This is a genomic window from Schinkia azotoformans LMG 9581 (genome assembly GCF_000307855.1).
Classification (GTDB): Bacteria; Bacillota; Bacilli; order Bacillales; family Bacillaceae_J; genus Schinkia; species Schinkia azotoformans.
On sequence record NZ_AJLR01000146.1, the window covers coordinates 124,407 to 137,915 of the forward strand.

The 13,509-nt window shown below is 34.1% G+C and carries 13 protein-coding genes; 3 read left to right on the forward strand and 10 right to left on the reverse strand.

The window, feature by feature from the left end; genetic code table 11:
- Positions 1 to 666, forward strand: a complete 666-nt coding sequence (locus BAZO_RS16835; protein WP_004431925.1) for a hypothetical protein — start codon at positions 1 to 3, stop codon at positions 664 to 666.
- Positions 667 to 837: 171 nt separating this feature from the next.
- On the opposite strand, the gene BAZO_RS16840 is transcribed toward BAZO_RS16835, so the two are convergent.
- From BAZO_RS16840 to rfbA, 6 genes are all read right to left on the reverse strand, one after another.
- Positions 838 to 1,359: a CotY/CotZ family spore coat protein gene (locus BAZO_RS16840; protein WP_004431928.1), complete on the reverse strand. Its 522-nt coding sequence runs from the start codon at positions 1,357 to 1,359 to the stop codon at positions 838 to 840.
- 186 nt (positions 1,360 to 1,545) lie between these two features.
- On the reverse strand, positions 1,546 to 2,223 hold the full coding sequence (locus tag BAZO_RS21315) for a CotY/CotZ family spore coat protein (protein ID WP_004431932.1): 678 nt from the start codon (positions 2,221 to 2,223) through the stop codon (positions 1,546 to 1,548).
- 229 nt (positions 2,224 to 2,452) lie between these two features.
- On the reverse strand, positions 2,453 to 3,340 hold the full coding sequence (rfbD, locus tag BAZO_RS16850) for a dTDP-4-dehydrorhamnose reductase (RefSeq protein WP_326153884.1): 888 nt from the start codon (positions 3,338 to 3,340) through the stop codon (positions 2,453 to 2,455).
- Positions 3,341 to 3,377: 37 nt separating this feature from the next.
- On the reverse strand, positions 3,378 to 4,346 hold the full coding sequence (rfbB, locus tag BAZO_RS16855) for a dTDP-glucose 4,6-dehydratase (protein ID WP_004431936.1): 969 nt from the start codon (positions 4,344 to 4,346) through the stop codon (positions 3,378 to 3,380).
- Complete coding sequence (rfbC, locus tag BAZO_RS16860) at positions 4,346 to 4,909, reverse strand: dTDP-4-dehydrorhamnose 3,5-epimerase (protein ID WP_004431938.1); 564 nt, start codon at positions 4,907 to 4,909, stop codon at positions 4,346 to 4,348. Before rfbC ends, rfbB begins: the two co-directional genes overlap by 1 nt.
- The gene (gene rfbA, locus BAZO_RS16865) at positions 4,906 to 5,781 is read right to left on the reverse strand and encodes a glucose-1-phosphate thymidylyltransferase RfbA (RefSeq protein ID WP_004431941.1); all 876 of its coding nucleotides are present in this window, start codon (positions 5,779 to 5,781) and stop codon (positions 4,906 to 4,908) included. Before rfbA ends, rfbC begins: the two co-directional genes overlap by 4 nt.
- A gap of 224 nt (positions 5,782 to 6,005) precedes the next feature.
- On the opposite strand from rfbA, the gene BAZO_RS16870 reads away from it, so the two are divergent.
- Together BAZO_RS16870 and BAZO_RS16875 are read left to right on the forward strand one after the other, a co-directional pair.
- Entirely contained in the window at positions 6,006 to 6,785 is a 780-nt protein-coding gene (locus BAZO_RS16870) for a glycosyltransferase family 2 protein (protein WP_004431955.1), read from the forward strand.
- Entirely contained in the window at positions 6,782 to 8,218 is a 1,437-nt protein-coding gene (locus BAZO_RS16875) for a capsular polysaccharide export protein, LipB/KpsS family (RefSeq protein ID WP_004431958.1), read from the forward strand. Before BAZO_RS16870 ends, BAZO_RS16875 begins: the two co-directional genes overlap by 4 nt.
- 89 nt (positions 8,219 to 8,307) lie before the next feature.
- Here the strand turns inward: BAZO_RS16875 and BAZO_RS16880 are convergent, their stop codons facing one another.
- The 4 genes from BAZO_RS16880 to pseH all read right to left on the reverse strand — a co-directional run bounded on the left by BAZO_RS16880 (position 8,308) and on the right by pseH (position 13,508).
- Positions 8,308 to 9,093 carry an SDR family oxidoreductase gene (locus tag BAZO_RS16880; protein ID WP_233276136.1) on the reverse strand — a complete coding sequence of 262 codons (786 nt, stop codon included), beginning with the start codon at positions 9,091 to 9,093 and terminating at the stop codon, positions 8,308 to 8,310.
- A gap of 2 nt (positions 9,094 to 9,095) precedes the next feature.
- Entirely contained in the window at positions 9,096 to 11,738 is a 2,643-nt protein-coding gene (locus tag BAZO_RS21320; RefSeq protein WP_004431965.1) for an aldo/keto reductase, read from the reverse strand.
- 193 nt (positions 11,739 to 11,931) lie between these two features.
- Positions 11,932 to 12,987, reverse strand: coding sequence for a pseudaminic acid synthase (pseI, locus tag BAZO_RS16890; RefSeq protein WP_004431970.1), 1,056 nt, complete (start codon positions 12,985 to 12,987; stop codon positions 11,932 to 11,934).
- Positions 12,984 to 13,508 carry a UDP-4-amino-4,6-dideoxy-N-acetyl-beta-L-altrosamine N-acetyltransferase gene (gene pseH, locus BAZO_RS16895; protein ID WP_004431973.1) on the reverse strand — a complete coding sequence of 175 codons (525 nt, stop codon included), beginning with the start codon at positions 13,506 to 13,508 and terminating at the stop codon, positions 12,984 to 12,986. The genes pseI and pseH overlap by 4 nt, the downstream gene beginning before the upstream one ends.
- Between the last annotated feature and the right edge of the window lies 1 nt (position 13,509).

Genomic DNA, 13,509 nt, shown 5'->3' on the forward strand with positions numbered 1-13,509 from the left:
TTGGAATTATTGAAAGACTTCATAAATGAACAAATTTATGTTGAAGTATCCGGAAATATTCTTCATAAAGGAATATTGATTGCATTCGGAACTGATATATTAGTTTTGTATAATGGAAAGGATTTTTTGTATATTCCAATTATTCATATCCATAAAGTAAATAAAAAAGATGATGACTCATCTGACATTAGTCCATTTGAAGGAAAATGGGATGATGATTCAAATGAAACAATATCATTTAGAAAAATATTAAATAATGCCAGGGGATTGTTTTCGGAGATTACAATCGCAAATAATCATACAATACATGGATATGTTGTGAGTGTAATGAATAATTATGTAGTATTTTACTCACCGGTTTATAGGACTGTATATATATCACTACAGCATTTGAAGTGGTTAATACCATATAAAGATCAGCAGCCACCGTATGCCCTTTCAAAGGAAAATTTGTCGGTTAATCCTTTCAACATACCACTTGCAAGGACTTTTGAGGAACAATTGAAAAGGTTCATGAATCAAATGGTCATTTTTGACCTTGGCCATGACCATAGTAAAATTGGACAATTACAAACGATCGAAAATAGTATCGTAAAATTGATTACTGCCAGGCAAATTCCATCATTTGTAAACTTACGGCATGTTAAAACGATCCATATTCCTTAATAAAAGGAAAAGGAGACTACTCAATTCAGTAGTCTCCCTTTTTACAGCTAAAAACAAAAAAAGACATCGACCTCCATCCTTTTAGGCGGAAAGTCGTGTCTTTCTGATTGTCTAGCTTCAGCTCCCAGCGAACTCGTAAACTTCGCTAAACGGTCGCTTCCGCTTTTCTTATTACATTAATGAAACGGCAGGTAAGCAAGTGATAGCACAGAAGCAGCTTAAATCAACTGTGATACAAATTCCTGTTGCTACTAGATCTTCAAGCTTTTGTCCGTCGATTTGGTCGCAAGGAGTGTCTCCATCCTTATTTTTATTGCCACCTCCACCTTGGTTGCCGTCAGCACCGAAGGCTAATAGCTCGATTACTGCACAGCAATCTTCATCAACAGTTTTTACGCGGAAGACAAAGCTTTCAATGCATTCAAACTTAGGTGCATTCATATTGTTTTTGTTACGTTGGAAGTCGATACCAAATGCCTTGAAAGGATTTAAGTCTTCGCCATAAAGAATGAATGGTACTGTATTTAAATCATTGGCTGCTGCCGGATCAAGTAAGCTTTCAATTGATCTTTCACAACTAACATCACAAACATTTTCAACTACTTCATTTTGAGCTTCAGCGATGGCTCTTATAACATCACATACACAATTACTTGTGGTCCCATGATGATGATTCCCTTTTCCACAACTCATACCTCTATCTCTCCTTTTATAATTATATATTTAATGACTATCGTCTCTACAGAATATGTATGGGTGGATGTAATGTGTGGGCAATCGTCTATTTTTATGGGAATAAAAATTAGATAATTCCCTAACCTTTTGTAAACATAAGAAAAAAGGTGAGTGTTACACGCTCACCTTTTTCAGAAAAATTTTTTAGTTCTTATGACACTTTATAATTTGGTGAATTTGGTTTGCTGTTGCCTCATCTACCATATGAGGCTTAAGGCAGGAGATGCCGCAAAAGCATGAAAGATCGACTGTAATGCATGCTCCTGTTCCAATAAATCCACTAAAGTTACAGCATAGGAAGGAGTTATGATCCGGGCATTTTAGCGGGCCATTATGAGGCTCTCCATTGCAGGTAGGCCACAATAATTCCAATACTGCACAACAATTATGGTCGACCTTTTTAACCTTGAAAAATGGACTTGAAATTAAGCAGAAGAGACCATGCTTGTCGTAAATCACTGTTTTTCCAAAGAACAGGTCGCACCCACAGGTTAAAGTAAAAGGAACTGTGTTGGCAGGTGGACAATCATTTGGTGCGAGCATCTGTCTTATGGACCTCTCACAGCTTACCTCACATTGGCACTCGTCAACCTCTTCTTGGGCCTTGAGGATTCTTCTAACAATGTTACAGATACAATTTTTATCGTCTTTACCGTCTTTATCATGTTCATCGTGGCAATGATTTTTGTTCTCATCCAAATGATGCTGGTGGCAATGATGTCTGTTTTCATCCATATGATAGTGATGATGGTGGTCATGGCTCAATTCTTCCATCCAATTTTCTTCAAATTTTTTACGGTGTTTATATTTCTTTGAACCCATTTATAAATTCCTCCTTTTATAGAATAGACGATTTTTTGTCTCTTAATATGGTATGTAGGATTGGAAAGGCTGTATGGGGAGTTGTCTACCTGATTATTTAAATGTGGTTTTTCACTAAAATGATTAATATCTCAAAAAATGTGGGGTGTCTGTGTAAGATGCCTATTCATATAATAAGGGTGTGCATATTAATATGAAGTAAATAAAGGATAGTTGGATAAATTCACAACTATCCTTCGTTTGTGTTATTGGAGAAATCTGGGGATTGTTTCCTGCCAATTTGTATAAGGAAACGATTTAAAGCATCTTGCCAATGCGGGAGAATACTAAAACTATTTATCCTCAGCCCCACATGGTCCATTACGGAATACATTGGTCGTTTTGCTGGTCGGGAGAGTTCCTCTGTTGTACAAGGCTTTAAATTAGCTTGAATGTTGGATTGTCGAAAAATTTCCTTTGCAAATTCAAACCAGGAACAACTACCTGTATTCGATATATGGTATATTCCGTATTTATCAGAAATCATGAGCTCAACAATACTCATTGCCAGGTCAACGGTATAAGTGGGACACCCAACCTGGTCATTAATGACTGTTAGTTGTTCTGTTGTATGGTACAGTTTTAGCATTTTTTTTACGAAATTATCTCCCTCCGCCCCAAAAACCCAAGAAGTACGGACAATAAAGAATTTTGAATGGAAATCGCGAACATAGCTTTCACCAGCTAATTTAGATTGTCCATAGACATTAAGAGGGGATACTGGAGAAAATTCATGATAAGGTGTAGAAGATGAACCATCGAAGACATAGTCGGTACTTATATAGATGAGTTTAGAATGAATAGATTCAGATGCCAGAACAACATTACGTGTTCCAATCCCATTAATTAGAAAAGCACTATCTCGATCCGCCTCAGCTTTATCGACATTGGTATAAGCAGCACAATGAATGACAATATCCGGGTTAATATCGGTGATTTTACGTTTTACTTCAAGTTCATTTGTTATATCTAATTCAGACTTACCTAATCCAAAGGTTTTGTAACCTAGTGATTCTAACAGTAAAACAAGGTCTGTACCAAGCTGCCCTTTAGCTCCTGTAACTAAAACTTTAATAATATCTACTCACCTCGAAAGTGTTATTTGAATATAATAATTAACCGGTAATTAATTTTTCCCACCATCCTTGATTTTTTTTGTACCAGAGAATGGTTTCTTCTAGGCCTTCTTTGATGGAAAAGACTGGATTCCAACCTAACTCATTTTGTATTTTACTAGAGTCAATCGCATAGCGATAATCATGACCTAACCGATCTGGGACATAGGTTATCAAGCTGTGGGATCCACCTAGAATGTTAACGATGGTTTCAACAATTTCTATATTTGTCTGTTCATTGTGTCCACCTATATTATATATTTCACCTGCTATTCCTTTATGAATTACTAAATCAATAGCGGAACAATGGTCTTCGACATGCAGCCAATCGCGTATATTTTTTCCGTTTCCATAAATAGGTAATTTTTTTCCTTGAATCGTATTTATTATCATGAGTGGGATAAGTTTTTCGGGGAATTGAAAGGGACCATAATTATTTGAACATCTAGTGATATTCACATTTAATCCATACGTTTTGTGATAAGATCTTACCAATAAATCAGCACTTGCTTTACTAGCTGAATAGGGACTGTTCGGAGATAAAGGAGTGTCTTCTGTAAAATAACCATTTTCTCCAAGAGATCCATAAACTTCATCTGTTGAAATTTGAATGAAGCGCAAACTGTAATATTTTGCTATATCTAAAAGAATTTGTGTTCCGACAATATTAGTTTTAACAAACTCTTCAGAGTTTGTAATACTCCTATCAACATGAGATTCAGCTGCAAAGTTTACGATAGTGTCAATTTTTTGTGTCATAACGATATAATTTACTAATTCTTTGTTGGTAATATCTCCTCTAACAAAGGTATAATATTTTGAATATTGAAGATTTGCTAGATTATCTAAATTACCAGCATATGTTAATTTATCAAAATTCACAATATAAGAATTAGGATGTTTTTTCAAAAAGTAATGAATAAAGTTGCTTCCTATAAAACCGGCTCCTCCTGTAACTAGTAATCTCATTAATCCGGCTCCTTTATAGAAAAATTTAAATCTGCGTATCTTAATAATGGATGTTTGCTATCTTTATCAGATAAAATAGGTGTTGTGATCGGCCAATCAATACCAATATCAGGATCATCCCATAAAATTCCACGATCATATACGGGATGATAATACTGGTCGACTTTATAACACACTGTTGTATTGGGAGCAAGTGTACAAAAACCATGTGCAAAGCCCTTTGGAACCAAAATTTGTCTATTATTATATTCGCTTAAAATTACGCCAAGCCATTGTCCAAAAGTTGGAGAATTAGTGCAGATATCTACGATTACATCAAAGATTATGCCTGAAGAAACACGGACAAGCTTTGTCTGTGCCTTGGGGTTTAGCTGGTAATGAAGTCCACGTAAAACTCCAGCTGGGTTTGATACAGACTGGTTATCTTGGACAAAATCAACTTGGATTCCCAATTGTTCAAGGGAGTTTTTATTGTAGCTTTCCATAAATTTACCCCGATGATCAATATATACTTTTGGCTCTAGGATGAAGACTTCCTGAAACTTTGTTTCTATTTTATTCATTGATCACTTCTCCTTGCCGAATCCATTAGGTATTTTCCGTAATCACTTTTCATAAAAGATATTGATAAATTATATAATTTTTCTCTTGTGATATACCCTTTTTGAAAGGCTATTTCTTCAATACAAGCAATCTTAATATTCTGGGTTTCTTCTATCACTTTTATAAATTGTGAAGCCTTAAATAGTGATTGGTGTGTTCCAGTATCAATCCAAGCATTACTGTTGCTTAATAATTTTACCGACAGTTCACCCCGTTCTAAATAAGCTTTATTAACATCTGTTATTTCAAGCTCACCCCTTGCAGAAGGATTGATACTTTTGGCGATATCAATGACTCGGTTGTCATAAAAATAAAGACCTGTTATGGCATAATTGGATTTAGGATGCTCAGGTTTTTCTTCAATAGATGTTACAGTTCCATCTTTTAAAAAATCAATAATGCCAAACCGTTTTGGGTCATTAACAAAATATCCAAATACTGTTGCACCTTTTTTCTGGTTTACAGCTTCGTTTAACAAATTTTGAAATTCATATCCATAAAAAATATTGTCGCCTAAGATTAACGCTACATTATCATTACCTATGAATTGCTCCCCAATAATGAAAGCTTGAGCAATCCCTTTTGGGGCTGGCTGTATTTCATAGCTTATAGAAATGCCTAAATCTGAACCATTGCCAAGTAGGTCCTTATAACGGGAGGTATCCTGGGGGGTAGATATAATTAGGATTTCCTTAATTCCGGCAAGCATGAGTGTTGAGAGTGGGTAATAAATCATAGGTTTATCATAAACAGGCAGCAAATGTTTAGATATGGAACAGGTTAAAGGATGTAACCTTGTTCCACTGCCACCCGCTAAAATAATTCCTTTCATCTCTGGCCTCCTTATTTTACATACAATATTATATGACACCTCTGGTATTGTATGTCCTATTCGTACCACCCGGCACAACATTAATTAAAAAAGGCCTTTAACTAGAAGATTATTAATCTTATATTATTAGGCAATAGGAATGTACCATTAAACAACAAATTTCATAAGTTATAAGGATAATGAAAAATGGGGAGTGTTGTATTTATAAAGGGAAGGGTGGAGTAATGCCAAAGGTATCGATTATTTTAACCAGTTATAATAAACATGAATACGTTGGGGAGTCAATTAAATCAATATTAGACCAAACGTATGAGGATCTTGAATTATTTATTATGGATGATAATTCTAATGAAGAAACACTGAATAATATTAAACCATTTTTGAACGATCATAGAGTTACATTTTTTAAAAGCGAGACTCAAACAATAGATGAAAGAGTGGCGAAAACTAGATATGCAGTATTGATTAACGAAGCGCTAGAAAAAATAGAGGGAGAATATATTGCCTATGCTACAGATGATAATGTTTTCCATATGGAAAAGGTAGAGAAAATGGTAAATTACTTGGATAACAATCCAAATGTCCAGGTCGTCTATTCAGCATCTCAAACAGATTATATAAATGAGAAGGGAGAAATTACAAATTCTATCGTTAGACCTGCAAAAGCTATTCAATGGTTGGCTCCATGTGTAATTGATCATTGTTCGATTATGCATCGAAAAACAATATTACCGGTGATTCAAAAAACTTTTAATTCCATTTGGGATGAAAATCCTCAATTCTACAAAATCGGTGACGCAAGATTTTTCTGGAAGATTAATCATTTTTGGCCATTTTACCCCATTAATGAAATACTAGATTTTAACACCATTACCCCAAAATCCATCCACGCTCAAATTCAAAATGCACAGCCTAATGAATTTGCCAGAAAACTGCCGCCACAAAGAATGTGTAAGGAACTTAGAGACTCTCTGAGAGCAATGAAAAGGTTGGAGAGGAAATGAATATTTATCTAAAAAATTATTGGTCCATTTATCGTGAGTTCCTTGAAACGTTTGAGAACCTTACATTCAAAGATATACCACTTTGCCTTATGACGAACTTTTATCAACATATAGATCAATCTTTACAAACAAAAATGGAAGAAGACACATTTCCTTTATCAGATAAATACCCTGAAATGAAGTATGAAATGATTCAGCCATATTTTGATAAGTGGCTTAATAAAGGCAATTTGACATTAACCACCAAATTAAAAAATGGGAAACTATTGATCAATTCTGATTATACACGAATTCCTGCAACATGTTATCGAACATTGTTTGACCCAGAAAAAACAATCATTCTCTCTCGTTCCAATGCTGAAAAAGTAAATGGAATTCCAAATGAAACGATGAAAAAATACGAAGAGAATACAGAAGACATTTCTAATCGATTAATAAAAATTGCAAAAAGCATATTTAGAAAATTAGATAATCATCCGGCCTTTAGTAATGAGTTCTTTCAGGAAACTTTTTTGAATCGCATCCCATTGATTGTGAGAACAATCAGTGCTGGACATAATCTCTTTCAAGCCCATAAAATATCCGTCATTATAGTGGGGACGACAGAAGACATTGTAAGTCGTACCCTTGCGATTGTTGGTAGAAGGTATGGAATTAAAAGTATTTGCCTTCAGCACGGCATTTTAATGGGGGAAGAAGCTTTTTTACCAGTATTTACAAAGAAAGTTGCGGTTTACGGTGAGTATGAAAAAAATTGGTATTTAAAAAGGGGGCTGACACCAGACAGGATTAGTGAAATCGGTCATCCTAAATATGATCAAATTTTTACTAGAACCACCGAAAAGAATCGCTCGTTGTTCGATAAATTCAAACTTGACACGAATAAAATTACTTTATTAGTTATTACCGGGCCCAATATGGATCCCGAACGATTTACTAAACTTATAGAAAATCTAATAAAGGATTCTCGTTATCAACTGATTATAAAGCCCCATCCATGGGAAATTGGAAAACAAAAGTGTCAACTTTATTTCGATCTTGAAAAAAAATATGAATCAATTAAAGTTTGGACTATACGTGGAGGTAATTTGTACGAACTAATTGATCAAGTTGATGGAGTAATTGGCACATTATCAACTGCAATTTTAGAAAGCATTTTACTAAAAAAACCAGTATTTATTTTTAACTTTATATTTAGTAATCGAACATATGGGTATTATGATCAATTTGGAAAGCATATTCAGACTGATCCAAATCAATTATACGCAATCATTGATAAGTATTATACGGTTCCTGAGCAAAAGCAAGATTTTGAAATGACTAGAGATCGGTTTTTGGGTACCCTTTATTTAGATGGAAATTCTGGACAAAAGTTACTTTTTGAATGCTGCCAAAATGAAGATAGTAGCGTAGCTAACACACCAGAAAAATAGCTTAGTGACCTTAAAGAACAAAAGCTCCGACGCAACTTTATTCACGTCCCAAGTGCAAATTATTCACTTGGGACATATCCCAATCTTTTTTACCACGCAGTCCACCCCCCATCGACTACAATATTTTGTCCGGTCATATACGAGGATGCATCAGAAGCGAGAAATACAATCGGACCTTCTAAATCACTGGGGCTTCCGATTCTACCTAATGGATTTTTTTTTGAGAGATTCATAATAAATTCATCATTTTTTTGTACCGTTTTGCTTGGAAACGGACCAGGAGATATTGTATTTGCTCGAATACCCTTATTGCCATAATGACATGCAAGGTATTTTGTGAATTGGATGACAGCTGCTTTTCCAGCGCCATAATTGGCAGGGTTATTAAATCCCGAATCACCGTAAATAGATGGGTCTGGAGATACAGTACCGTACATTGATGCAATATTAATGATGTTCCCGCTTTGTTGTTTCATCATATGGGGAAGAATGGCATGGACACAATTAAAAACAGTATTTATGGAACCATCAATCCCCTTTTTCCAAATCTCCTCACTCATTTCTTCTATTTTTCCGCTTGAGCCATAGTACCCATTATTAACTAGAACGTCAATTTTTCCGAACGCTTTTATTGTAGATGAAATACATGTATTCACCGACTCAAGATTAGAGATATCTATATATTCACCAAAGCATGTTGTTTGATATTTTTCTGTTAGCTGGGCAGCAAAAGCACAATTTTTTTCTTTACTTTTGCTAGCTATAATAACAGTAGCACCATGCTTGGCTAACCCTTCTGACATCGCAGAGCCAAGATGGCCGGAACCGCCAGTGATTAAAATCGTTTTATTTTCAAGACTAAATAAATTCCTCATCATCACACCCCGTTCCATTTTCTCGGGTCAATTAGCCTCACATCATTTATGGCAAATTTTCGATAATCTACATCACTATTAGTGGTATGTTTGAATGATTGTTCAATTTCAATTAATTGTTGTAAATTGTTTACACCTACTATCCCATAATCAATTTCATTAATGGATTTAACAAATTGCAAAGCTAATTGTAGGGGGGTAAGCTGATGTTTCTCTGCTTCAAGTCTTAAATTGTTTACATAAGGAATGATATTCTTTAAGCTTGAGGGAATATTTTTAGGCTCCATTAAAATTAACCCTTGCAAAAATAATGATCGCGCATGAATTTCAATTTTTTGTTCTTTTAAAAGTTTTAGGTAATTTCCAGATATTAATCGTTGATCAAAAATATTAATTGGCACTTGAATTACATCAAGTTGATATTTTGAAAGTAACTTTTCAATATCGTTTGGCTCATATATTGAACAGCCGATTTTACTTATGACATTTTTCATTTTCAAATCTTTTAATACTTCGTAGCAGATTGGTCCATCTACATTTAATAAATCTTCTGCATGATGTATCATTAGTACTTCGAGATGATCCCTTTGTAAATTGTGTAAGGATTGATTAACTTGGTTCACTATATGTTGTTCGATATTCCTTTGATTAAAGATATTCGTTATTTTAGTGACAATTTTAAAATGATTATCACTACCGATAACATCGCCTAATTTTTTTTCGCTATCGCCATAGGCGGCTGCGGTATCTAATAATTTTATATCTTTCTGTTTTGCAAAATTCAAAATCCTTTTGACTTCAGAAAAGTTTGTTTTCCCACTTTGATTTGTAATACCATAGTCCATTCCAAATTGAACTGTGCCAAGTCCAAGTTCCATATTGGAAATTCTTGTTCGTTCATTTAATGTTTTTATTAATTCTTTATCTGATTGGAATTTAAGAGTTAAATGGCTGTTGATTTTTGCTATTTGGGGATTTTTATCTAAATATCGGAATAGATGATCGATTGAATATTCAATATTTTGTTCTTTAAAATATTTTTCAATCTCGTTAAATAGAATTAAGTCCTCTTCATAATCTAAAGTAAGTCTATAATTTCTGCACCATTTTTCCGGTAAATTGACAATATTAAGTTCGAAATGTTCAGGATTATTTTGGAAATACCATGTCATATATTCAGAATACTGCGCCTTTGGGAAATATTTCTTTACTTTTTCTAAAGCTTCTACATTTATTATTTCAATGTTTGTGCCAACAGCTGCACCTTTTCCTGTTGTATAATCGGCTCCTTTTTCGAAGTGTGATTGAAGTAAATACTGTAAAATATCATTAGATACGTATGGACAATCACCAGTAACACGGATTATTATATCTATTTTAAGTTTTCTAGCAATGCCTAAATACCGATCAATAACATCGTCTGGGTCCCCTCTATGAAAAATCACATCGTTCCTGTAAATATAATTTTCTAGTTCGTTATCCTCCACCTCAGTTGAGGTTGCTAGTATCGTATGGTTGACATTTTCGAATTTCAATACATTTTTTAAACAAAGTTCTATTGAAGCATAATCTCCAATTGGTAATAATGCTTTTCTACGAAGTCTAGTTGATTTTAATCTACAAGCAACAATTGTTGCTATATTTGCCTTTTTAAAATCTTCAAGTTTTAGTGCGTCACCACTTACCTTATCTGTAGCTAATACATTATAATTTTGGATAACATTTTCTAGTTCTTTAGTATTTAACCCACTCTTACCATAACGTTTATAAGACAATAAACTTTTTGTTACTAATTTCCCCTTTTTTACATCTTCTTTTAAAATAGGTATTTGTATCGTTTTTCTAAGATATTCTTTTTCTTTATTTGTAATAAAAGGCATCTTTAACAATTCCAAATACATCTTTTGAAGTGTAATATATCTATTGTATCGATCTACAGTGATACTAGAAAACATATCATATTTTGTTTCTAAGCTACTGTGCATGACATGTTTCTCAACAACATCAGCACCGATTAGACTAGCGATAACTGGTAAAATGACGGATTCCTCACTCTGTCCATCAACATGATCTGCGAAAACGATACGGTTGTTAAAGTTAGCTTTAATTTTGGTAATTTTCGATAATCCACTATCGCCAAGTTCAGTTGGATAACTTTGAAATCCAATTTCTATAAGAATTTCTCTCGGGTTCATCAATTTCTCGATTTCCATTACTCTTTCTTTGATCTGTTTAATATCATAAGCAGCTACATTTATGATAACTTTTTTATCGTTTAGACTTGTTTGGGATAATGCGTTCAATACGGAATAGTTAAACAAAACCGAGGCTTGTAATTTTATACCGGAGATCTTTGAGATATTATTATTTAGTATCTTAACACCGTATTCATCAAAAATATCTAACCAAATTTCCTTCGTTTGAATTGCAATGTCAATAATTCCATTCCAGTCTTCTTCTTTAATAAAGATTGACTTATAAACGTCATACCACTCATAATCTTTTGTTGCAATTTCATCATATCTAAACGGTTGGAATTTAATCCCAAAACCATCTTTATATTGGGAATATTCATCTAATAATGAATGAATATAGTCAATACTTCCACCGTGTGTGTTCGCAACTTCAATGATATTATAGACCACATTAATACCTCCTATGAATTGCAAAAGAGTCTATTTCATTAATTAGACTTGTAACTTTATCATTGCTGGTGCTTACTCATATTGTTATGTAAATAATTACAAATATATAACTTCTTTACTTTATTTACTCATGTCACATTCATGATGTTGCAGGTAGAAATAAACATAACCACCCAAGGGTGGTTATGTTATTTTAATCGGAAAATAATGACCAATCCGCAGGTGTTCCAGCTTTGATGTCTTTTCCAATTTTTTTCCCTAATAATTTGTCGTAATATTTTGGTGCTAAACCGAAACCTGGTCTGATTACTCTTACATTATCTTTAGTTAAAATATCCCCAGCTTTCATGTCCTTAACAATATAAATAGATCTTCGAAATTTAAGTGAATTTTTTTCTTCATTCGTGGGGCCGTAGTTTACTTCCCCGAGTGCTTTCCATACCCGTTCGGTTTCAATAACTAGAGACTGCATTTCATTTGGCTCCATTGAAAAAGCAGAATCAATCCCTTTATCAGCACGAGAAATTGTAAAATGTTTTTCAATTAAAGTTGCACCTAATGCAACACTGCCGACGGAAACTCCAATCCCCATTGTATGGTCGGACAAGCCAACTTGACATTGAAATAATTCTCTCATGTTAGGAATCGTTAAAATATTGGTGTTTTCGGGAGAGGCAGGGTAAGTACTCGTACACTTCAAGAGAATAATATCTTTACATCCATTATCTCTGGCAGTTTGAATTGTTTCTTCAATTTCCGAAATGGTGGCCATCCCCGTTGAAATGATCATCGGTTTCCCTGTTGAAGCTACTTTTTTAATTAGAGGAATATCATTGTTTTCAAAAGAGGCAATTTTATAAGCTGGTACGTTTAAATCTTCTAAAAAATCAACAGCGGTTTCATCAAATGGTGTACTAAATGGGATCATCCCAAGTTTTAACGCTCTGTCAAATATTGGTTTATGCCACTCCCACGGAGTATGGGCTTGTTGGTATAGTGCATATAAATTATTTCCATTCCATAAACTTTTCTCGTCATTAATTTGGAAATCTGGGGTATCTAGATTGATTGTCATAGAATCTGCAGTAAAGGTTTGTATTTTTAAAGCATGAACACCTGTCATTGCTGCTATTTCAGCAATTTGTAATGCCCGCTCTAAGGACTGATTATGATTGCCTGACATTTCCGCAATAATAAAAGGAGGGTGGTTGGGTCCAATCATTCTTCCACCAAGATTAATTTCCTTCAATTTAATCCGTCCTTTCTATGATACAGCCAATCTTCTTTATCTAATTCATATCTTACGATTGGAATTGGATGCCCTTCTCGAAATAAAGTATTTCGATACTGATGATTCTGTTTAAAGCCTAGTTTTTCGTGAAACTTCATACTCTTTTTATTAAAAGAAAGAACCTCGCCAATGATTTTTTCTGCCTCTAGAATTTGGAATGCATAATCTAAAGCGAGCCTTCCCATCCATGTTCCTGCTCCTTTGGGTGCTTGTGCTTCACCAATATAAAATCCCCAGAATAAAATGTTTTTTTGTTGTGGATCCTTTTTAAAAGAAACGAGCCCCAAGGGCTTGCTTTGATATTGAACGATGCGATAATAAGCCAATTGTTCTTTAAGTATTGTTTCAAACCAATTGCAATGAGCTTCAAAAGTAATTGGTTGATCATCAAACATATTGATTCTAATAAACTCAGCATTTCTCCAGTTATGAAGCAAGTTCCTGTCTTTTTCTGACGGTGCTCGTAAATCATAACCCATG